The sequence below is a fragment of the Rhodanobacter sp. Col0626 genome (assembly GCF_049994385.1).
GTDB lineage: Bacteria > Pseudomonadota > Gammaproteobacteria > Xanthomonadales > Rhodanobacteraceae > Rhodanobacter.
Genome location: NZ_CP188260.1, coordinates 3,064,314 through 3,084,498, shown reverse-complemented (window position 1 = coordinate 3,084,498; position 20,185 = coordinate 3,064,314). Strand labels below are relative to the sequence as shown.

19 protein-coding genes and 2 tRNA genes are annotated in these 20,185 nt (G+C 63.2%); 16 read left to right on the top strand and 5 right to left on the bottom strand.

The genetic code is table 11. The annotated features are described in order from the left end of the window. Window positions 1-89: 89 nt before the first annotated feature. Window positions 90-359 (bottom strand): Trm112 family protein, encoded by a 270-nt coding sequence (locus ACPPVV_RS13475; protein WP_426700398.1) that lies wholly within the window; start codon window positions 357-359, stop codon window positions 90-92. 65 nt (window positions 360-424) lie between these two features. On the opposite strand from ACPPVV_RS13475, the gene purE reads away from it, so the two are divergent. Both purE and ACPPVV_RS13465 read left to right on the top strand, forming a co-directional pair. After that, a complete protein-coding gene (gene purE / locus ACPPVV_RS13470; RefSeq protein WP_426700397.1) occupies window positions 425-928 on the top strand; it encodes a 5-(carboxyamino)imidazole ribonucleotide mutase in 504 nt (167 codons plus the stop codon). Then, window positions 925-2,079: a 5-(carboxyamino)imidazole ribonucleotide synthase gene (locus ACPPVV_RS13465; RefSeq protein ID WP_426700396.1), complete on the top strand. Its 1,155-nt coding sequence runs from the start codon at window positions 925-927 to the stop codon at window positions 2,077-2,079. The genes purE and ACPPVV_RS13465 overlap by 4 nt, the downstream gene beginning before the upstream one ends. A 142-nt stretch (window positions 2,080-2,221) precedes the next feature. On the opposite strand, the gene ACPPVV_RS13460 is transcribed toward ACPPVV_RS13465, so the two are convergent. Then, window positions 2,222-2,800, bottom strand: coding sequence for a superoxide dismutase (locus ACPPVV_RS13460; RefSeq protein ID WP_426700395.1), 579 nt, complete (start codon window positions 2,798-2,800; stop codon window positions 2,222-2,224). A 114-nt stretch (window positions 2,801-2,914) separates the two neighbouring features. On the opposite strand from ACPPVV_RS13460, the gene grxD reads away from it, so the two are divergent. The 7 genes from grxD (at window position 2,915) to ACPPVV_RS13425 (ending at window position 11,966) form a co-directional block, all read left to right on the top strand. Next, a complete protein-coding gene (grxD, locus tag ACPPVV_RS13455) occupies window positions 2,915-3,238 on the top strand; it encodes a Grx4 family monothiol glutaredoxin (RefSeq protein WP_426703238.1) in 324 nt (107 codons plus the stop codon). Next, on the top strand, window positions 3,235-4,005 hold the full coding sequence (locus tag ACPPVV_RS13450) for an SDR family NAD(P)-dependent oxidoreductase (protein WP_426700394.1): 771 nt from the start codon (window positions 3,235-3,237) through the stop codon (window positions 4,003-4,005). Before grxD ends, ACPPVV_RS13450 begins: the two co-directional genes overlap by 4 nt. 67 nt (window positions 4,006-4,072) lie before the next feature. Next, window positions 4,073-4,672 carry a YhgN family NAAT transporter gene (locus ACPPVV_RS13445; RefSeq protein WP_426703237.1) on the top strand — a complete coding sequence of 200 codons (600 nt, stop codon included), beginning with the start codon at window positions 4,073-4,075 and terminating at the stop codon, window positions 4,670-4,672. Between the two features lie 99 nt (window positions 4,673-4,771). Beyond that, window positions 4,772-6,478 (top strand): GNAT family N-acyltransferase, encoded by a 1,707-nt coding sequence (locus ACPPVV_RS13440; RefSeq protein ID WP_426700393.1) that lies wholly within the window; start codon window positions 4,772-4,774, stop codon window positions 6,476-6,478. 379 nt (window positions 6,479-6,857) lie between these two features. Then, window positions 6,858-10,256, top strand: a complete 3,399-nt coding sequence (locus tag ACPPVV_RS13435) for a TonB-dependent receptor (RefSeq protein ID WP_426700392.1) — start codon at window positions 6,858-6,860, stop codon at window positions 10,254-10,256. Window positions 10,257-10,418: 162 nt separating this feature from the next. Then, entirely contained in the window at window positions 10,419-11,819 is a 1,401-nt protein-coding gene (gene ppnN, locus ACPPVV_RS13430; protein WP_426700391.1) for a nucleotide 5'-monophosphate nucleosidase PpnN, read from the top strand. Between the two features lie 70 nt (window positions 11,820-11,889). Beyond that, window positions 11,890-11,966, top strand: a tRNA-Asn gene (locus ACPPVV_RS13425). 58 nt (window positions 11,967-12,024) lie between these two features. On the opposite strand, the gene ACPPVV_RS13420 is transcribed toward ACPPVV_RS13425, so the two are convergent. Then, entirely contained in the window at window positions 12,025-12,585 is a 561-nt protein-coding gene (locus ACPPVV_RS13420) for a GspH/FimT family pseudopilin (RefSeq protein ID WP_426700390.1), read from the bottom strand. Between the two features lie 153 nt (window positions 12,586-12,738). On the opposite strand from ACPPVV_RS13420, the gene uvrB reads away from it, so the two are divergent. Beyond that, window positions 12,739-14,763 (top strand): excinuclease ABC subunit UvrB, encoded by a 2,025-nt coding sequence (uvrB, locus tag ACPPVV_RS13415; RefSeq protein ID WP_426700389.1) that lies wholly within the window; start codon window positions 12,739-12,741, stop codon window positions 14,761-14,763. Window positions 14,764-14,847: 84 nt separating this feature from the next. Continuing rightward, window positions 14,848-14,922: transfer RNA gene (locus ACPPVV_RS13410), tRNA-Val, on the top strand. 93 nt (window positions 14,923-15,015) lie between these two features. On the opposite strand, the gene ACPPVV_RS13405 is transcribed toward ACPPVV_RS13410, so the two are convergent. Both ACPPVV_RS13405 and ACPPVV_RS13400 read right to left on the bottom strand, forming a co-directional pair. Next, the gene (locus tag ACPPVV_RS13405) at window positions 15,016-15,297 is read right to left on the bottom strand and encodes a hypothetical protein (RefSeq protein WP_426700388.1); all 282 of its coding nucleotides are present in this window, start codon (window positions 15,295-15,297) and stop codon (window positions 15,016-15,018) included. A 196-nt stretch (window positions 15,298-15,493) separates the two neighbouring features. Next, complete coding sequence (locus ACPPVV_RS13400; RefSeq protein ID WP_426700387.1) at window positions 15,494-16,048, bottom strand: NADPH-dependent FMN reductase; 555 nt, start codon at window positions 16,046-16,048, stop codon at window positions 15,494-15,496. A 165-nt stretch (window positions 16,049-16,213) separates the two neighbouring features. On the opposite strand from ACPPVV_RS13400, the gene dapD reads away from it, so the two are divergent. From dapD to dapE, 5 genes are all read left to right on the top strand, one after another. Then, on the top strand, window positions 16,214-17,041 hold the full coding sequence (gene dapD / locus ACPPVV_RS13395; protein ID WP_426700386.1) for a 2,3,4,5-tetrahydropyridine-2,6-dicarboxylate N-succinyltransferase: 828 nt from the start codon (window positions 16,214-16,216) through the stop codon (window positions 17,039-17,041). Further along, the gene (locus ACPPVV_RS13390; protein ID WP_426700385.1) at window positions 17,038-17,394 is read left to right on the top strand and encodes a Spx/MgsR family RNA polymerase-binding regulatory protein; all 357 of its coding nucleotides are present in this window, start codon (window positions 17,038-17,040) and stop codon (window positions 17,392-17,394) included. The genes dapD and ACPPVV_RS13390 overlap by 4 nt, the downstream gene beginning before the upstream one ends. Before the next feature lie 2 nt (window positions 17,395-17,396). After that, window positions 17,397-17,894 carry a DUF2165 family protein gene (locus ACPPVV_RS13385; protein ID WP_426700384.1) on the top strand — a complete coding sequence of 166 codons (498 nt, stop codon included), beginning with the start codon at window positions 17,397-17,399 and terminating at the stop codon, window positions 17,892-17,894. Further along, window positions 17,891-18,970 carry a VIT1/CCC1 transporter family protein gene (locus ACPPVV_RS13380; protein ID WP_426700383.1) on the top strand — a complete coding sequence of 360 codons (1,080 nt, stop codon included), beginning with the start codon at window positions 17,891-17,893 and terminating at the stop codon, window positions 18,968-18,970. Before ACPPVV_RS13385 ends, ACPPVV_RS13380 begins: the two co-directional genes overlap by 4 nt. Before the next feature lie 65 nt (window positions 18,971-19,035). Next, window positions 19,036-20,175, top strand: a complete 1,140-nt coding sequence (gene dapE / locus ACPPVV_RS13375; RefSeq protein WP_426700382.1) for a succinyl-diaminopimelate desuccinylase — start codon at window positions 19,036-19,038, stop codon at window positions 20,173-20,175. Window positions 20,176-20,185 lie beyond the last annotated feature (10 nt).

Genomic DNA, 20,185 nt, shown 5'->3' with positions numbered 1-20,185 from the left:
CCCTGCGCCGTTGAGTCGGTTCGGCCGCGTAGATGTCGACGATAGGCCAAAGCGATTGCCGTGTCATGTCACGCACGGATCCAGCGGTGCTACGCGCCAGGAAAGGCCGTCAGCTGCACGGTACCGATGCCTTCCTCGGGAAGCATGACCGGAATGCCGTCGTCGACCCGGTAGATCACCTTGCGATCGGTGGTGATCAACCCTTCGGCGATACGTTCGCGCACGGTTACGCCAGCCACCGAATCCACGTTGCCGGCGGCAATGGCATCATTCAGCGCGTCGAGTTCCTGCTTGCTCAGCAAGCGTACCGGGGTTTTGCTGACTGGGCAGCACAGGATGTCGAGTAGGCGCTTGTCCATGTGGTCGCTTGGGTGTGCCGGATCGGGGAAAGCCCGTACAATAGCCGTTTTTGGACGGCCGGGCCATGACAGGAACAACCAGACCGCCGCGCGTTGGCGTCGTGATGGGCTCACGTTCGGATTGGGAAACCATGCAGCACGCGGCCGATGTGCTGACCGAGCTGGGGGTGGCGCACGAGGTCCGGGTGGTTTCCGCACACCGCACGCCGGATCTGCTGTTCAGTTATGCCGAACAGGCCCCGGCGCGCGGGGTCCAGGTGATCATCGCCGGCGCTGGCGGGGCGGCACATCTGCCCGGCATGCTGGCTGCCAAGACGCGTTTGCCGGTCTTCGGCGTACCGGTGCAGTCGAAGGCCTTGAACGGGATGGACTCGCTGTTGTCGATCGCGCAGATGCCGGCCGGCATTCCGGTGGGTACGTTGGCGATCGGTCGTGCGGGCGCGATAAACGCCGGTTTGCTGGCGGTTGCGGTGCTGGCATTGCACGACCCGAGCCTGGCCACTGCACTGGACAACTGGCGCAAGCGACAGACGCAGGCCGTGCTCGATCAGCCGGACCCGCGTCAATGAACGAACGGCGGCAGCCCGTACTGGGCATTCTCGGCGGGGGACAACTGGCGCGCATGCTGGCGCTGGCCGCGGCACCGCTGGGCGTGAAGACGCTGGTGGTGGACAGCTCTGCCGACGCTTGCGCAGGGCAGGTCGCACCATTGATCGTGGCCGACTGGGCCGACTACGCCGCGCTGGAGGCTTTCGCCGCGCAGGTCGATGTGGTCACGTTTGATTTCGAGAATGTGCCGGCCGAAACCGCGCACTGGCTGGCAGAGCGTGTGGCCGTATTTCCCGCGCCGCAGGCACTGGCAGTGGCGCAGGACCGGCTGGCCGAGAAAACCCTGTTTCGCGAATGCGGATTGCCCACGCCTGCCTTCATGACGGTGGACACGCGCGAGCAACTGGATCAGGCCCTGGCTGCGGTCGGTGCGCCGGCCATTCTCAAGACCCGCCGACTCGGCTACGACGGCAAGGGCCAGTTCCGGCTGCGCCAGGCCAGCGACGCGACGGCAGCGTGGGCTGCACTCGGCGCGCAGGCGTCCAGGCACGGCCTGATTCTGGAAGCGTTCGTTCCATTTGAGCGCGAACTGTCGGTGTTGGCCGTGCGCAGTCGCGAGGGCGATTTCCGTACCTGGCCGCTGACACGCAACTGGCATGTCGACGGCGTGTTGTCGATGAGCGTGGCGCCGGCGCAGGACATCGAATTGCTGCAGCAACGCGCCACCGATCTTGCACGCACGCTGGCCGAGCGACTGCAGTACGTGGGTGTGTTCGCACTGGAATTGTTCGTCAAGGACGGCGAGCTGCTCGGCAACGAAATGGCGCCGCGGGTGCACAACTCCGGCCACTGGACCATCGAGGGTGCGCACGCCAGCCAGTTCGAGAACCACGTGCGTGCCGTGCTCGGCCTGCCGCTGGGCGACACCGGTGCGCGCGGGATCTCAGCCATGTTCAACTGGATTGGCGAGTTGCCCGATACGGTGCCGGTATTGCGCGCGGTCGACGCCCACTGGCACGACTATGGCAAACAGGCACGACCGGGCCGCAAGGTGGGGCACGCTACCGTGTGCGCCCCCGATGCAGGGCAGTTGGTCGCGAAGCTGGCCGATATCGCCGCGGCATTGAAGCGCGAAACGCAGGTTGCCCCGGTATTGGAAGCCCTGGCTTAGAAGTGCATTTGCGCGCGACCGGCGCGTCAGCACGACGCTTGAGCCCAGAGAAAATCAGGGGGCGCAGAAACGGCGTCCCTGCAAAAACGAAAAAACGGAGCCGTCGCCGGCTCCGTTTTTTCGTTTATCGACGGGATACGAATCAGGCCAGGTTGCCGGCCGCAAATTCCCAGTTCACCAGGTTCCAGAACGCTTCCACGTATTTCGGACGGGCGTTGCGGTAATCGATGTAGTACGCGTGTTCCCATACGTCGGTGGTGAACAGCGGCTTGTCGCTGCCGGTGATCGGCGTGGCCGCATTCGAGGTGTTGACGATGCCGAGCGAGCCGTCCGGACGCTGTACCAGCCATGTCCAACCCGAACCGAAGTTGCCGGCGGCGGACTTGCTGAACTCTTCCTTGAACTTCTCGAACGAACCAAACGCCTTGGTGATCGCGTCGGCCAGCTTGCCGCTCGGCTCACCGCCGCCCTTGGGGCTCATCGAGTTCCAGTAGAACGTGTGGTTCCAGATCTGTGCGGCGTTGTTGAACACCCCACCGGATGACTTCTTGATGATGTCTTCAAGCGGGGCGTCGGCGAATTCGGTGCCTTCGATCAGCTTGTTGAGATTGGTCACATAGGCCTGGTGATGCTTGCCGTAGTGATATTCCAGCGTTTCGGCGGAAATATGCGGCTGCAGGGCGTCCTTTTCGTACGGAAGCGGGGGAAGTTCGATCGCCATGATTAAGGCTCCTTAGCGTTGGCTGGGGGAGATATGTCGGCGCAGAGGACGGCAGCCGACGGGTGACTGATACAATATCGGTCTGCCTGCATTGTAAAGATGAATCACCGAGCTATGGACATCAACGAACGAATCCGGGCGATACTGGCCGAGCACCCCATCGTGCTTTTCATGAAAGGCACGCCGGAATTTCCGATGTGCGGTTTCTCCGGACGCGCCGCCGGGGCGCTGACCGAGGCGGGTGCCACGTTCCATGCGGTGAATGTGCTGGCTGAACCGCAGATCCGCGCCGCATTGCCACACTTTGCGAACTGGCCGACCTTTCCGCAGTTGTTCATCCAGGGCGAACTGATCGGTGGTTGCGACATCATCGAGGATCTGAAATCCGCCGGTGAATTGTCGCGCATGGCCAGCGACGTGGCGGGGATTGCACCTTGACGACGTTGCCGATTTCCCGGCTCCCCGCCGATTGGCAGGTCGCCGCCGACAGCCTGGCCGATCGCGTGGTGCTGGTGACCGGCGCCTATGGCGGACTCGGTGGTGCGGTGGCCCGTGCGGCATCGCGCGCGGGCGCCACGGTAGTGGTGACCGGCAAGCGCAAGCGGCAGCTGGAGCAGTTATACGACGCGATGCGCGACGAGGGCCTGGCCGAACCGGTGATCCATCCGCTGGACATGGAGGTGGCCACGCCGCGCGAATACACCGCACTGGCCGAAGGCTTGGAGCGCGACTTCGGCCGACTCGACGGCATCGTGCACACGGCAGTCAGTTTCGCGGGGTTGACGCCGATCACCATGCATAAACCGGACGCCTGGTTGCGCGCCTTGCACGTCAACGTATCGGCGCCGTTCGCGCTGACCCAGGCCTGCCTGCCACTGCTGACCCAGGCCACCGACAGCGCGGTGGTGTTCGTGCTGGATGATCCCGAATTGCTGCAACGTGCGCACTGGGGCGGTTACGGCGTGTCAAAGGCCGCGCTGGAGCGCTTCGTGGCGATCCTGCACGAGGAAACCGACAATGGCCCGTTGCGCACGCACGCCTTGTTGCCAGCGCCGATGCGCACCGCCGTGCGGCAGTTGGCGTATTTCGGCGAGGACATCATGCAACGTCCATTGCCGGATGCCGCCGCGGCCGCTGCGATCTATCTGTTGAGCGCGCAGGGTGCAGCGGCACGGGGCGCGGTACTGGATTTGCGCGCCGACTGAACGGTGAAACCGTGTCGTTGCAAGAACGGCAATCGTGCTGGGAAATGGAGTTGAGATGGAAACGCAGATGACCACGTTGTCGGCGGGAATCATGTTGTTTCTGATCATGGATCCGCTGGGCAACATCCCGTTCTTCCTGAGCCTGCTGAAAGACGTGCCGCCCAAGCGGCGGCGCCTGGTGATGGTGCGCGAGTTGCTGATCGCGCTGGGCGTGTTGCTGGCGTTCCTGTTCGGTGGCCAGCACATCCTCAAGCTGCTGCAGTTGAAGCCCGATTCGATCAGCATCGCCGGCGGCATCGTGCTGTTCCTGATTGGTATCCGCATGGTGTTTCCACCGGCGGATGGCGGCGGCATCTTCGGCAAGTCCGGCGAGGGCGAGCCATTCATCGTGCCGATGGCGATCCCCGGCGTGGCTGGGCCATCGGCGATGGCGGCGCTGTTGCTGTTGACCAACACCCAGCCCGGCCGTACCGCCGACTGGGTCATCGCACTACTGCTGGCCTGGCTGGCCACGTCGCTGATCCTGCTGAGCGCGACCTACCTGTTCCGCTGGTTGGGAGAGAGCGTGCTGACCGCGTTGGAACGTGTAATGGGCATGCTGTTGATCGCCTTGTCGGTACAGATGTTCATGGCTGGTGTCGCATCGTTCCTGCACATGAACGTTTGAAACGACGGCCTCGGCGAATATGCCATCGAGATCGCTTCGAGCGACCGTTCAGCTGTCATAATTGACAGCGAGGATGGGGGAGAATCCGAGGACGCAGACATGCTGAGTATCGAACAGTCCCTTACCGAGCGCCTGCCGTGGCTGGCGCAATATCCGCGACTTCGTCGGCCGATGGCAGGAGTGCTTGGGCGGTTGGCTGACGAGGACGGATTCAACCGCGTGCTGCAGCGCGTGGGCAACGCCGAGGGCTTCGACTTTGTCGAGCGTGTGATGGAAGTGCTCGGCACCAGCTATCACGTCAATCCGCGCGAACGCGAGCACATCCCGGTGGATGGCCCGTTGCTGGTCGTGGCCAATCATCCGCTGGGCATGCAGGACGCGCTGGCCCTGTTGCAGCTGATCGGTTCGGTGCGTCGTGACGTGCGTTTTCTTGGCAACGACTGGCTCGCGGTGATCCCGCAGCTCGGCAAACTGATGTTGCCGGTGGATGTATTCGGCAAGGGCGCCGCGTCACGTTTGCGCGGCATCTATCGCGCGCTGGGCAACGGCGAGGCGCTGATCGTGTTTCCCGCGGGTGAAGTGTCGCGCGTGCGTCCCGGTGGCGTGCGCGACGGGAAATGGTCGGACGGCTTTGCCCGGTTGTCGTTGCGCAGCAAGGCGCCGGTGTTGCCGGTACATGTGGCGGCGCGCAATTCGGCGATGTTCTATGGCCTCTCGATGCTGGCCAAACCGTTGAGCACGGCGATGTTGCCGCGCGAAGCAGTGGCGCCGGGCAAGCGGCGGATCGGCTTCAGCATCGGCGCGTTGATCGGCGCCGAGGAACTCGAACAGCGCAGCGGCGGTTCGCCAGCGCAGGCGACCAAGCTGATGCGTCGGCATGTGTACCGCGTCGGCCGTCATCGTGGACTGATCTTTGGCGGACAGGCAGCGCTGGCGTTGCCGGAGCCGGCCGAGCAGGTGGCGGCGGAACTGCGCCAATCCGAAAAGCTGGCCGACCTCAGCGACGGCAAGCAAGCGTGGCTATTCAAGGGTGCGATGGACAGTGCGGTCATGCGCGAGATCGGCCGATTGCGCGAGTTGACCTTCCGCAAGGTGGGCGAAGGCACCGGCGCCCGGCGCGACCTGGACGCCTACGATCCCCATTACGAACATTTGGTGCTGTGGGATCCGCAGGAGTTGCGTATCGTTGGCTCCTATCGGTTCGGCCATGGTGGCCGGATCATCGCCGAGCGCGGCATGGCGGGGCTGTATACCTCCAGCCTGTTCAGTTATTCGCAGGCGTTGGAATCGCGACTGGCACAGGGCATGGAGCTGGGGCGCAGTTTCATCGCGCCGGCCTATTGGCGTTCGCGCGCGCTCGACCAATTGTGGCAAGGCATCGGCCTGTACCTGCAGCGACATCCGGAGCTGCATTACGTGTTCGGCCCGGTCAGCATGTCGGTCAGCCTGCCGCGCGAGGCGCGTGAATGGATTGCCGCTGCCCATCAGCATTATTTCGGCGCGCCTGGACTGGCCGCTGCGCGGCAGCCTTTCGTGGTTTCGCCGGAAGTCGTGCAGGGCGTGCGCGCCGCGCTGGAAGGACTGGACGCGTCCGCCGGCCTCGGCAAACTCAAGCACCACCTGGATGCCCTGGGCGTCACCTTGCCCGTGCTGTATCGCCAGTACGTCGACCTGGTCGAGCCCGAGGGTGTGCAATTTCTCGACTTCGGCGAGGACCCCGATTTTTCCGGTTGCGTCGATGGTCTGGTGATGCTGGATCTGGCGAGTCTGAAACCCGCCAAACGTGCGCGCTATCTCGGTAAGTAAAGCCGGATGGCTCTATGGCGGTACTTCCGGTGCAAGCGCATCGAAGGGGCCGGGCGATCCTTGGTTTTGCAGCCAGGCAACTGATTTCAAACAACTCTGTGTTGAGGTATGCGATACGCAGGCGATCGCAAGTGACGTGTCAGCGTTACAAAAGTGTCATACAATGTCGTTAAAATTCATTTAACAATCAGCTGGCGGGCGGGAAGGTCCGGTCATCTGTGGGGGGTCTGGGTACATCTTGTCGATGAGCCCGGACATGACAAAAACCCGGGGTCATCCAAAAACGTGGACCGTTGTCGCGCCTGGCGTGCGCCGGGCAAGGTCGCGTTTTTTACCCTGAAACGTAAATTTCCGTTGCGAGCCTGAAGGTCGATCAAGAATGAATAGCCGAATCCGCACCAAACTTCTGCCGTTTGCCATTGCCTCGTTGCTTGCGGCCGCGGTGCCCGCCATGGCGCAGGACACGTCCTCATCGATCAGCGGCCGCGTGCTGGATGGCAGCGGTCAGCCGATTGCCGGTGCCACCGTGCAGATCGTGCATGAGCCGTCGGGTACCACCAAGATCACCACCACCGATGCCGACGGCCGTTATTCGGCACAGGGCATGCGCGTGGGCGGTCCGTTCGACGTGACCGTGTCCAAGGCCGGTCTGAGTCAGGCCGAGCGTGACAATGTGTACCTGCAGTTGGGCCAGGACAGCGCGATCAACCTGACGATGGGCGCGACGGAAGGCCAGAACGCCACCCAGCTCGCCAGCATCAATGTCTCGGCCAATGCGCTGGCGCAGACGTTCTCGGCGGACAACAAGGGGATGTCGACGAACATCTCGCAACGCGAACTGCAGGCAACCCCGACGCCGAGCCGCTCCATTGCGGATATCGCGCGCCTCGATCCGCGCATCGTCATCACCGACCGTGGCGAGGGCGCCATCTCGGCGATGGGTCAGAACAACCGCTACAACCAGATCAGCGTCGATGGCGTTGGCGTCGGTGATCCGTACGGCCTGAATTCCAACGGCATGCCCTACATCGGCTCGCCGATCTCCCTCGACACCATCGAGGAATACAACATCTCCACCGCCAACTACGATGTGACGTCCGATACCGTGGGCGCCAGCATCAATGCGGTGACCAAGAGCGGCACCAACGACTTCCACGGTTCGGTCTACTACGCCTACCGCAACGCCGACAAGCTGGTCGGTGATGCCGGCTGGCTGGACAAGGACGACCCCAGCTACAACTACCACGGTTACAAGCAGGACTGGACCGCCGGCGGCACCATCGGTGGCCCGATCGTGAAGGACAAGTTGTTCTTCTTCGGCTCGTTCGAAAAAGAGAAGACCACCGGCCTGGGTGCGGATTCCGCCAATGGCCTGGACGACACCCTTGGCGATGGTCCCTCGACTTCCAACAAGGTGTCCCCGGGCGACCTGCAGAAAATCATCACCGGCGCGAAGGGCCTCGGCCTCGCTCCGGGTACTTTTGGTGCCAACGGCGGCGACCTCAGCGACAAGCGCTACCTGGCCAAGCTGGACTGGAACATCACCGACAATCACCGTGCCAGCTTGACCTACCAGCAGACCAAGGAATTCCAGCCGATCATCCAGGGCAATTCCGGCAACTCGGTTGGCCTGAGCAGCTACTGGTACACCAAGTCCAGCGATACCAAGCACACCGTGCTGCAGGTGTTCGACGACTGGAACGACAAGTTCTCCACCGAGGCCAAGGTCAGCCTGAACCAGTTCTCGCAGGTTCGCGGTGCCGAGGCGCAGCAGCCGCAGGTGTTTGTCGACCTGACCTCCACGGATGGCATCACTGGCGGTGCGCCGTACGTCGACCTCGGTGAAGACCAGTACAGCCATTACAACCAGATCAACGTCAAGACCTGGAAGGCTTTCTTCGCCGGCACGCTCTACGCCGGTGACCACACCATCAAGGGCGGTGTCGATTTCGAGAAGGACAAGATTTTCAATCTGTTCGGTCGGACCCAGTTCGGTGCCTATACGTTCTATGGCATCGACAGCCTGACCCCGGGTTCGGCCAACTACGGCGACTACGGTTCCTACAACCTGTACCAGCCGGCGCCCGGCTATGGCATCAGCGACATCGCTGCAAAATGGACGTTGAACCAGTACGGGTTCTTCCTGCAGGACACCTGGCAGGTCAACAACAACCTGTCGGTCCAGTACGGATTCCGCGTCGACCTGGCCAAGACCGGTGACAAGCCGCTCTACAACTCGGCGGTGGACCAGAACTTCGCGGTCGGTCCGGATGGCAAGGTCATCGTGGATTACGTGCCTGGAGCGGGCATCACGCCGATCCATAACGACAACACCATCGATGGCCAGAAGCTGGTCGAGCCGCGTCTGTCGTTCAACTACAACTTCGACACCGAGCGCATGACCCAGTTGCGCGGTGGCGTGGGCCTGTTCCAGTCCAACCCGCCGACCGTCTGGATGACGAACCCGTTTGCCAACAACGGCATCAACCTCGTCACCTACCAGTACAACCGCCAGGCCGACGGCACCTGCAAGATCGGAACGAGCTTCGTCGCCTGTCCGAACTTCAGCGCCGATCCGCACAACCAGAACACCAGTGGTGCAGGTACCAAGCCGATCATGGCGGTCGATACCATCGATCCGAACTTCAAGCTGCCGTCGGTGTGGAAATTCAGCCTCGGGTTTGATCGCGAGATGCCGTTCTGGGGCACGGTGCTGTCGGCCGAATACCAGCACATCAAGGTGCGCAACGGTATCTGGTACCAGAGCCTGAATATCGGCGCGCCGTTGGCCGATGCGGCTGGCAACGCACTCGTCCTGCCGGACGGCCGTTACCAGTACTGGAAGACTGCGGGTGAGGGTGGCAGCGCCGGCGATGCACGCCAAGGGCAGAACCCCAATTTCGCAGCCAGCTCAACGTACCTGACCAACACGCACAAGGGCAGTTCCGACAGCCTGTCGGTGATCCTGAAAAAGCCGTTCTCGGATAGCTGGTTCGGCAACGTTGGCGTGACGTTCTCGCACGCACGGGAAGTCAACCCGGGCACATCCAGCCAGGCCAACTCCAGCTTCTCCAACAACGCCTGGGTCAATCCCAACGAGAACGTCGACGCCATCGCGAATTACTCGACGTCGCGCCGTGTAAGCGCCTCGCTGACCTGGATGCACCACTTCTTCGGCAACTACACCACCAGCATCACTGCCAACTACGACGGTCACACGGGTCGGCCGTACAGCTGGGTGTTTGACAACGATGCGAATGGTGACAGCTTCGGCCAGGGCACCGACCTGGTCTATATCCCGCGCCAGGGCGACGTGACGCTTCAGGATTCCAAGGGTAAAGCGGCCTCGAATGCCCTGATCAGCCAGTTCTTTGGCTACATCCAGGGTAATGATTACCTGCGCAAGCACCAGGGCGAGATTGCCAAGCGCAACGACGTGAACGCTGGCTGGGTGAACGAACTCGACCTGAGCTTCCGCCAGGAAATCCCGGGCATCTTCAAGGACAACAAGGGCGAGATCCGTCTGGACGTCTATAACTTCCTGAACCTGGTCAACAAGAACTGGGGTCACACCGAGGATATGGGCTTCTACAACACCCGCTCGCTGGCCAGCTATGGTGGCGTCGGTGCCGACGGCAAGTACATCTACAAGCTGCCGACCGACAAGAACGGCAATTACCAGCCGGAACTGCAGACGATCTACGACTCGGGCACCTACACCAAGACCAACGTCGTTTCGCGCTGGTCGGCGATGCTCACCCTCAAGTACACGTTCTGATCTGACGTTTCAGGGCGAGAAAAACAGGCCGGCGCCCGCGAGGGCGCCGGTTTTTTTGTGGGCGCGCTTGACCGTGCGCGCCCTGGCGCGGGAAGCTAGGCGGTCTGTCTCGCCCAGAGCGAGCGCGGTATCCAAAAAGAAGCGGCAAGGAGAGCAATTCGAATGAACGACACACACACCGGAGGCGCCGAAAAGGCCGCTACCGTCAGCGCACGGATCTCCCCGGTTGGCGGGCTGGACATCCTTTCCCGCAACGAAGTAGCGCGCCTGCGCGGGGCCAGCGATTCGGGGCTGCATGCGCTGTTGCGGCGTTGTGCCCTGGCCGTGCTGACCTCGGGCAACATCAGCGACGATCCGCGGGCGATCCTTGAGCAGTATCCGGATTTCGACATCCAGGTATTGCAGCAGGATCGCGGCATGAAGATCGAACTGACCCACGCCCCGGCGCAGGCTTTCGTGGACGGTCAGATCATTCGCGGTATCAACGAATTGCTGGTGGCGGTGGTGCGCGACATCGTCTACGTGTCCACTCAGCTGGAGCAGGTCGGTTTCGACCTGGACGGCTCGGCCGGGCTGACTCAGGGCGTTTTCGAAATCCTGCGCAATGCGCGCATCCTGAAGCCGCATGTCGATCCCAACCTGGTGGTGTGCTGGGGCGGTCACTCGATTTCGCGTGAGGAATACGACTACACCAAGCTTGTCGGCTACCAGCTCGGCCTGCGTGGACTGGATATCTGCACCGGTTGCGGCCCCGGCGCGATGAAGGGACCGATGAAGGGTGCGACCATCGCGCACGCCAAGCAGCGGCGCCGGCACAACCGCTACATCGGCATCACCGAGCCGGGCATCATTGCCGCCGAGTCGCCGAATCCGATCGTCAACCACCTGGTGATCATGCCGGATATCGAGAAACGGCTTGAGGCGTTCGTGCGCATGGGGCACGGCATCATCGTGTTCCCCGGTGGCGTTGGCACGGCCGAAGAAATCCTCTACCTGCTCGGCATCCTGCTGCACCCGGACAACGCCGGCACGCCGTTCCCGCTGATCTTCACCGGGCCGCGCCAGTCGGCCGCCTATTTCGAACAGATCGACCGATTCCTGCGACTGAGCCTGGGCGACGAGGTGGCGCAGCACTACCAGATCATCGTGGACGATCCGGCCGCAGTGGCGCGGACGATGACCAAGGGTCTCGACAAGGTGCGCCACAACCGGCTGGACACCAAGGACGCGTTCTTCTTCAACTGGGCGCTGCAAATTCCCATGGAATTCCAGCTGCCGTTCCGCCCCACCCACGAGGCGATGCGCGCCTTGCAAATCCACCACGATCGTCCGCGACATGAACTGGCAGCGGACCTGCGCCGCGCGTTCTCCGGCATCGTCGCCGGAAACGTCAAGGAGGAGGGCGTGCAGGCGATCGAACAGCACGGGCCGTTCGACATCGACGGCGACGCGGACATCATGCGCGCGCTGGACAAGCTGTTGCAGGCCTTCGTCGAACAACACCGCATGAAACTGCCCGGCGGCGCGGCCTACGTACCGTGCTATCGGGTGCTGACCGGCTGAATTCATGCGCGATAATCTGCACGCGATGGCTTGACAGCTCATCGCGGCCTCGACAAACTACGCAGCTCACGCCCGAATAGCTCAGCTGGTTAGAGCACTTGACTGTTAATCAGGGGGTCGTTGGTTCGAGTCCAACTTCGGGCGCCATATCAGGAAAAGCCGGCTTGCGAGCCGGTTTTTTTTGTCTGCGCTTCCGGATATCGAATTAGCCTGCCTGTGCGCACTGCACTGCCTGCGCCGCGTTTGCGGGGGCGCCGCGGATTCTGCCTGCGTTGGAGACGATCACGCTCAGCGCGCCAGCTGTGTTGCCTTGCTGGCAAAACAGCAGGGTGATGTTGCTGCCGCTGGCATTGCCTTCCGGGCTGAAGCGCACGTAGTGCCGGCCCGTACTGCTATAGATGACCAATTTCCCATCGTAGCGGCGGCCGATGTATAGCGGATCGTGATCGGGCTGGTGGTCGCCGTCCTGGTCGTGTGCCAGTAGCCAGCCGGTATCCCAGCGTGTCTGGTCGACGCAACTGCTGCCGTCGAGGGTGGGGCAGAACAGGGTGCGCCGGCCACTCGTCACGGCCGTTTCACGCGCGTGCTGCAGGGCGGCGATGAAGTCCGTCTGGGCGGCCTGCAGCCGGTTGCGGCCAAGCAGGCGATGCATGGGCGGTATGGCCACACCGGTAAGTATCGCTGCGATCACGAGCGTCATGACTTGCTCGATCAGGGTCGTGCCACGCTGCGTGGCTGGCGGTCCAGCCATCCTGCGGATCGTCACGGCGCATTCCCTGCGTTGTCCGGAACGCCCATGCTAGGGTGTTGGCGAAGCGTAGCCAGTAGCCCGCAAGGTCACCTGAACGTCGGTCTCTGCTGACGCAGGTTGTCAGCAGGCCCGATTTAAAATACGTCATCGCACCCACACTTGTAGTCAATGACTGACCGCTTCCAACTCGTCGCCCCCTATCAGCCTGCAGGTGACCAGCCGCAGGCGATCCAGCGCCTGTCCGAAGGCTTCGAGGCTGGCCTGGCTGCGCAAACCCTGCTTGGCGTGACTGGCTCGGGCAAGACTTACACCATCGCCAATGTGATCGAGCGGATCCAGCGTCCGACCATCGTGATGGCGCCGAACAAGACACTAGCAGCGCAACTTTACGGCGAATTCAAGGAGTTTTTCCCGAACAACGCGGTGGAGTACTTCGTCAGCTACTACGACTACTACCAGCCGGAAGCCTACGTGGTGGCGTCGGACACCTTCATCGAGAAGGATGCCTCGATCAACGAACACATCGAGCAGATGCGCTTGTCCGCGACCAAGGCGCTGCTGTCGCGGCGCGACTCGATCATCGTGGCCACGGTATCGGCGATCTACGGCCTCGGCAATCCCGAGGATTACCTGAGCCTGCGCCTGATCCTGGCCAAGGGCGAACGGATCGACCAGCGCAAGCTGATCCACCAGCTGACCGAACTGCAGTACACACGCAACGAGATGGACTTGCGTCGCGGTACCTATCGCGTGCGCGGCGAGATCATCGACGTGTTCCCGGCCGAATCGGAAACCGAGGCACTACGCATCGAACTGTTCGACGGCGAAGTGGAGGGCATGGCGCTGTTCGACCCACTCACCGGCGAGACGATCCGCAAGGTCCAGCGCTACACGGTCTACCCGCGCACGCATTACGCCAGCACGCGCGAGAGCGTGCTGAACGCTATCGAGACGATCAAGGTCGAACTGAAGGATCGGCTGGAATATCTGTACAGGGAAAACAAGCTGGTCGAGGCGCAGCGGCTGGAACAGCGCACACGCTTCGACCTGGAGATGATGGCCGAGGTCGGTTACTGCCAGGGCATCGAGAACTACTCGCGCCACCTGACCCGGCGCGCGCCGGGCGAGCCGCCGCCGACCCTGTTCGATTACCTGCCGGCCGACGGCATGCTGGTGGTCGACGAGTCACACGTCACCGTGCCGCAGCTCGGCGCGATGTACAAGGGCGATCGCTCGCGCAAGGAAACCCTGGTCGAGTTCGGCTTCCGTCTGCCGTCGGCCATGGACAACCGACCGCTGCGTTTCGAGGAATGGGAAGATCGCGTGCCGCGCGCGATCTATGTATCCGCCACACCGCGCGCATACGAGCTGGACAAATCCGGTGACGCCGTGACCGAGCTGGTGGTGCGCCCGACCGGCCTGGTCGACCCCGAGGTGGAAGTGCGCCCCGTGCGCACCCAGGTGGACGACCTGCTCAGCGAGGTACACAAGCAGGTGGCGATCGGCGACCGCGTGCTGGTCACCACCCTGACCAAGCGGATGGCGGAGAACCTCACCGAATACCTGGCCGAACACGATGTGAAGGTGCGTTACCTGCACTCGGACATCGAGACGGTCGAGCGCAGCGAGATCATTCGCGACTTGCGCCTGGGCGAGTTCGACGTGCTGGTCGGCATCAACCTGCTGCGCGAAGGGCTGGACATGCCCGAGGTGTCGCTGGTGGCGATCCTCGACGCCGACAAGGAGGGCTTCCTGCGCTCCACCGGTTCGCTGATCCAGACCATCGGCCGCGCCGCCCGCAACGTGCGCGGCAAGGCGATCCTTTACGCCGACAACATCACCCGCTCCATGCAGGCGGCGATGGACGAGACCGCCCGCCGCCGCGAGAAGCAGATGGCCTGGAACGAGCAGCAAGGCATCGTGCCGACCACCATCGTGCGACGCATTGCGGACATCATGGAGGGCGCGCGCAGCGAGGCCGGCAACCGCCGCGGCAACAAGTCGTCCCCGCGCGGTCGGGCCGCCCTGGCCGAGCAGGCGGCCGATTACGCCGGGCTGAGCGCGCCGCAGGCGGCGGGGATGCTGAAAAAGCTGGAGGCGCAGATGTACAAGCATGCCCAGAATCTGGAGTTCGAGGACGCCGCCCGCCTGCGTGACCAGATCCACCAACTGCGTGAACAGGCCCTGCGCTGAGCCTGGCGGGTTTTTCGGGGATATTGTCGACCGCGGGCCGCTCCCGTATACTGCGCGGCTCGCGTAGCCGGTTCGGCATGCGACGGGCGGTTAGCTCAGCGGTAGAGCACTACCTTGACATGGTAGGGGTCACAAGTTCGATCCTTGTACCGCCCACCAATTTGAAATCCAGCAGCGGCGCGGCCTTTCGGGTCCGCGCCGTTGTTGTGTCCGGGGCGGGGCCTTGTCGCTTGGGCTATTTGTCGCTTGCGGCTATTCCTCTTCCGACGATTCAGGCGACGTGTAGTTCGGATCTTCCGAGTCGCGTGCGTGGCGAATCGCGTTGCGCACGCGAAGGTCCAGGCGGTCGAAATCGAGCACCACCTTGTCGGAGTGGATGGCCTTGACGGCTGAGATCGGCACCACGAAGTCACCGGCGTTCTCGATATAGACGACAAGTTCGGGCAGTCCATGCCGGATCTTGCGGACCGAACCGACGCCTTCGTCTCCATCGGAGACAAAGACCATGAATCCTTCGTTGATTTGTTCTTGCATGATGCAACCCCTGCGGGAGGTTGAAGGGACGAATCTCGCGTCGTGACGACGAAGGCGACTATCGATGACAGGCTGCCGGCGTCATGCTGTGTTCTCGCGATGCGAGCGGGCAACACATGATGGGCATATCGCTCGTCTCGAAGCGGTGAAATGTCTCTTTCGATGCAGAAAAAATCGCCGTGTGAACCGGTTGTTTTCAATCGGTGAAGCGTTTCACCCACGCCACGTACCTGTCCACGAAACCCTGCAGGAATTTCGTGGTGTCTGCGTTTTTGAAGGTGCCGTCGTCGGCGATCAGCTCATCTTTGAAATGGATGAACACTTCCGGTTGGGCGAGTGTGTGGACGTCGAGGTAGGTCAGCACGTTACGCAGGTGCTGCTGTGCCATGGCGGTGCCGGTCGAGCCGATCGAGGTGCCGAGCACCGCGCCCGGCTTGCCGGCAAACGAGTTGGTACCCCACGGGCGCGACGCGATGTCGATGGCGTTTTTCAGCACGCCGGGAACCGACCGGTTGTATTCGGGCGTGACGAACAGCAAGGCGTCAGCGGCCTCGACATCCTTCTTCAGCCGGGTGGCCACGGCCGGATACGCGGCATCGAAATCCTGCGAGTACAGCGGCAGGTCGTCGATCTGGATGTGCTTGAACGTGAACTCGCCCGGGGCCAGTTTCTCCACCGCGCGAGCAAGCCGCCGGTTGAATGAATCCTTGCGCAGACTTCCCACAAAAACGGCAACCGTGACCTGGCTCATTTCCGACTCCTGGGCTGGATGTGGAAGAATTGGTGTCCGTGCAATGTATCGCCTGCCTGCGTTAAAGACCGATGAAACCATCAGTAACGATGGCGGCAGCATGTACTCTTTGCCGCCAGCTTCGATATTGCTTTCCAACCGATTACCACCTGACGAACAAATCCCATGCAATCCATTGAAACGCTGATCGACGACGCCTTCGAACGCCGCAACGAGCTGACCCAGGCCGAAATCGAGACCCATCTGCGGCCGGCCATCGGCCAGGTCATCGACCTGCTGGAAACCGGCGAGCACCGTGTCGCCGAGCCGGATGGTCACGGCGGCTGGACGGTGAACCAGTGGATCAAGAAGGCCGTACTGCTGTATTTCCGCATCAGCGAAAACCAGGTGGTCGATGGCGGCCCGGCACAGGCATTCGACAAAGTGCCGCTGCGTTTCGCCCACGGCAACGATGCCGAACTGCAGCAGCTTGGCGCACGCGTGGTGCCGGGCGCGCTGGTGCGGCGCGGCGCGTACATCGCCAGGGACGCCGTGCTGATGCCCAGCTACGTCAACATCGGTGCCTGGGTCGGTCCTGGCAGCATGATCGACACCTGGGCCACGGTCGGCTCCTGCGCGCAGATCGGCGCAGGCGTGCATCTGTCCGGTGGCGTCGGCATTGGTGGCGTGCTGGAACCTCTGCAGGCCAATCCCACCATCATCGAGGACCACTGTTTCATCGGCGCGCGTTCCGAAGTGGTCGAAGGCGTGGTGGTAGAGAAGGGCAGCGTGATCGGCATGGGCGTGTTCCTGGGTCAGTCCACCCGCATCTACAACCGCGCCACCGGCGAGGTGAGTTACGGTCGCGTGCCGGCCGGCAGCGTGGTGGTGGCTGGCAGCCTGCCTGCGGCCGATGGCAGCCACAGTCTGTACGCGGCGATCATCGTCAAGCAGGTAGACGAGAGGACGCGTGGCAAGACCAGCATCAACGAACTGTTGCGGAGCGGTGAATGAACCCGGTGCTGTATGGACTGGCGAACTGCGATACCTGCCGCAAGGCGCGCAACTGGCTGGCCCGTTTCGACGTGGTGCATGACTTCGTCGATTACCGCGCCGAGCCGGTGCCGGCGGCGACGCTGAAGGACTGGGCGGCGCAACTGGGCGGCTGGGAGAAACTGGTCAACAAGTCCTCCACGACCTGGCGCAACCTGCTGCCGCAACGCAAGAACCCAGGCAGCGATCCGGAATGGACGCTGCTGCTCAAGGAATATCCCGCGCTGATCCGCCGGCCGGTCGTGCTGCAACCCGATGGCGTGGTGAGTGTGGGTTTCAGCGACAACGGCTTCAAGAAACTGTTCGGACGCTGACGATGCCGGTACGTCTTTCGAAGATCGGGCTGATCGCGACCATCGCGCTGTGGCTGGCGCTGGTCGCATTCGGCAACATCACCGATTACGGCAGCAACCTGCTGTTCGTGCAGCACGTGCTGGCGATGGACTCGATCTTTCCCGGCGCCAGCATCCACTGCCGCGCCATCCATGCGCCGTTGCTGCAGCACGCAGCCTACGTGTCGATCATCGTCGCCGAAACGCTTGCCGCCGCGCTTTGCGGACTCGGCTTCTGGCGCATGTGGCGTGCTCGCCACACATCGGCCACGACGTTCCATCGGGCCAAGCGCATCGCCGTGGCCGGACTCACCGTCGGCTTGCTGCTGTGGCTGGGCGGCTTCATGGCGGTCGGCGGCGAATGGTTCGGCATGTGGATGTCCACGCAGTGGAATGGCCTGGCCAGCGCGTTTCGTTTTGTCGTCGTGTTGCTGGTCGCGCTGGTCTATCTCGGCCAGCGCGATGACGAGCTGGACCATTGAAACCGGGAGCCGACAGGGGTAGCCGCGTCCGCCGGTTCCGAGGCAACCTGCGTATCGAGCGCGACAACGCTGCGTTGTATGCGCGACTGGCGGAACTGGCCACCGATACGCGCCTGAGCCACGCCTACCGACGTATCGCCGCGGGTGAACACGTCAACGCGCAGTTCTGGGAAGCGCGTCTGCACGAGCTCGGCGAAACCGTGCCGCCTGCGCGAATCGGCCTGCGTATCCGCGCGCTTGGATGGTTCGCACAGCGTTTCGGCACCGAGTTCGTGATGCCGACGGTGGTGCGACTGGAACACGCCGACCACGGTGTCACGCCGGTCGATCGCAGCGGCCATCGCGATCACTTCGTTCCCGTGGACGAGCTTGGCGTGCATGGGCGCCGGAATCGTCCGCAGCGTGGCAACACGCTGCGCGCAGCGGTGCTGGGTGCCAATGACGGACTGGTTTCCAACGTCAGCCTGGTGATGGGCATGGCGGGTGCCGCATCGGGTGACCGTGCGGTGCTGTTGGCCGGTCTGGCCGGACTGGTGGCCGGCGCGTGTTCGATGGCGCTGGGCGAATGGCTGTCGGTGAACAGCTCGCGCGAGTTCTACCAGGCCCAGATCACCGAACGAGCCGAACGGCTGGCGGTGGCGCCGGAAGACGGCTTGCGGCACATCGCCGGCCTCTATCGCGAGAAAGGACTGGAGCCGGCCGCGGCCGAACACCTGGCCGAGCACATCGCCGAGACGCCGCGGGCGACGCTGGACATGCTGGTGCGCGAGGACCTGGGCGTCGACCCGGCGGAACTGGGCGGGTCGGCATATGGCGCGGCGATCTCCTCGTTCTGCCTGTTCGCCTGCGGTGCGTTGTTCCCGGTAGCGCCGTACTTCTTTCTCGGTGGTCACGCCGCGTTACTGGCCAGTAGTTGTTCCACCGCGACGGGACTGGCCCTGATCGGCATCGGCACCTCGCTGTTCACCGGGCGCAGCATGCTGTTTTCGATCGGCCGCCAGTTCGCCATCACGGCCGCGGCGGCGGCGATCACCTACGCCGTGGGGCACCTGCTGGGCGTGGTGTTGATGGGTTGAGGAAACGGGCAGGGGCCGCTTGGTATGCTGTGCCATCGCCTCTGTGCCGCGCTACGTGAGTACCCATGTCCGACGTCTTCGAGCTCGCCTGTGACCTGATCCGCCGTCGCTCGGTAACGCCGGAGGATGCCGGTTGCCTGCCGCTGATCGGCGAGCGGCTGGCGCGTTCGGGTTTCCGGGTCGAGCACCTGCGCTACGGCGAGGTCGACAACCTGTGGGCCACCCACGGTGCTGGCGGGCCGACGCTGGTTTTCCTCGGTCACACCGACGTCGTGCCCAGTGGACCCGAGGCAGCCTGGCAGAGCCCACCCTTCGAACCGACCGTGCGCGATGGCCTTCTATACGGCCGTGGCGCGGCCGACATGAAGGGCTCGGTGGCGGCGATGGTAGTGGCGCTGGAACAGTTCGTGGCGGCGCATCCGGTTCATCGTGGCCGGGTTGGCCTGCTGCTGACCAGCGACGAAGAGGGTCCGATCAATCTCGACGGCGTGCGCAAGGTGGTCGAACATTTTCGTGCGAGTGGCGAACGGATCGACTGGTGCGTGGTGGGTGAGCCGTCGACGAAGCAGAAACTCGGCGACCTGATCCGCGTGGGTCGGCGTGGCTCGTTGTCCGGCACGCTCAGCGTACGCGGCGTGCAGGGTCATGTGGCCTATCCCGAGAAAGCATTGAACCCGATCCATGCGTTTGCCCCCGCACTGGCCGAACTGGTTGCCGAACGTTGGGACGAGGGCAACGACGACTTTCCGCCCACCTCGTTCCAGTTCTCCAACCTCAACGCTGGCACCGGTGCCACCAACGTGATTCCCGGCGAACTCGCGGCGCTGATCAACTTCCGCTACTGCACCGCCAGCCGTGCACAAGACCTGCAGGAGCGCACCGAAGCCATACTGCAGCGGCATGGCCTGGACTTCGCGCTGGACTGGAATCTCTCCGGCGAGCCGTTCCTCACCCCGCCCGGTGGCAGGCTGCGTGAAACCGTGGTGGCGGTGTGTCGCGAGTTGTGCGGCATCGACCCCGAGCAAAGCACCGGTGGCGGCACGTCCGACGGCCGCTTCATCGCGCCGATGGGTGCCGAGGTGGTCGAGATCGGCCCGGTCAACGCGACCATCCACAAGGTGGACGAGTGCGTGGCGGTCGCCGAACTGGAGACGTTGCCCTCGCTGTATCGCGCCATCTGCGAACGGCTGTTGTGCGGGATCTGACCCGCCTGCT

Bases quoted from the DNA above. Each gene is read 5' to 3' on its own strand.
- ACPPVV_RS13475 (WP_426700398.1), bottom strand. From the start codon at position 359: ATGGACAAGCGCCTACTCGACATCCTGTGCTGCCCAGTCAGCAAAACC.
- purE (WP_426700397.1), top strand. From the start codon at position 425: ATGACAGGAACAACCAGACCGCCGCGCGTTGGCGTCGTGATGGGCTCA.
- ACPPVV_RS13465 (WP_426700396.1), top strand. From the start codon at position 925: ATGAACGAACGGCGGCAGCCCGTACTGGGCATTCTCGGCGGGGGACAA.
- ACPPVV_RS13460 (WP_426700395.1), bottom strand. From the start codon at position 2,800: ATGGCGATCGAACTTCCCCCGCTTCCGTACGAAAAGGACGCCCTGCAG.
- grxD (WP_426703238.1), top strand. From the start codon at position 2,915: ATGGACATCAACGAACGAATCCGGGCGATACTGGCCGAGCACCCCATC.
- ACPPVV_RS13445 (WP_426703237.1), top strand. From the start codon at position 4,073: ATGACCACGTTGTCGGCGGGAATCATGTTGTTTCTGATCATGGATCCG.
- ACPPVV_RS13440 (WP_426700393.1), top strand. From the start codon at position 4,772: ATGCTGAGTATCGAACAGTCCCTTACCGAGCGCCTGCCGTGGCTGGCG.
- ACPPVV_RS13435 (WP_426700392.1), top strand. From the start codon at position 6,858: ATGAATAGCCGAATCCGCACCAAACTTCTGCCGTTTGCCATTGCCTCG.
- ppnN (WP_426700391.1), top strand. From the start codon at position 10,419: ATGAACGACACACACACCGGAGGCGCCGAAAAGGCCGCTACCGTCAGC.
- uvrB (WP_426700389.1), top strand. From the start codon at position 12,739: ATGACTGACCGCTTCCAACTCGTCGCCCCCTATCAGCCTGCAGGTGAC.
- ACPPVV_RS13405 (WP_426700388.1), bottom strand. From the start codon at position 15,297: ATGCAAGAACAAATCAACGAAGGATTCATGGTCTTTGTCTCCGATGGA.
- ACPPVV_RS13400 (WP_426700387.1), bottom strand. From the start codon at position 16,048: ATGAGCCAGGTCACGGTTGCCGTTTTTGTGGGAAGTCTGCGCAAGGAT.
- dapD (WP_426700386.1), top strand. From the start codon at position 16,214: ATGCAATCCATTGAAACGCTGATCGACGACGCCTTCGAACGCCGCAAC.
- ACPPVV_RS13390 (WP_426700385.1), top strand. From the start codon at position 17,038: ATGAACCCGGTGCTGTATGGACTGGCGAACTGCGATACCTGCCGCAAG.
- ACPPVV_RS13385 (WP_426700384.1), top strand. From the start codon at position 17,397: ATGCCGGTACGTCTTTCGAAGATCGGGCTGATCGCGACCATCGCGCTG.
- dapE (WP_426700382.1), top strand. From the start codon at position 19,036: ATGTCCGACGTCTTCGAGCTCGCCTGTGACCTGATCCGCCGTCGCTCG.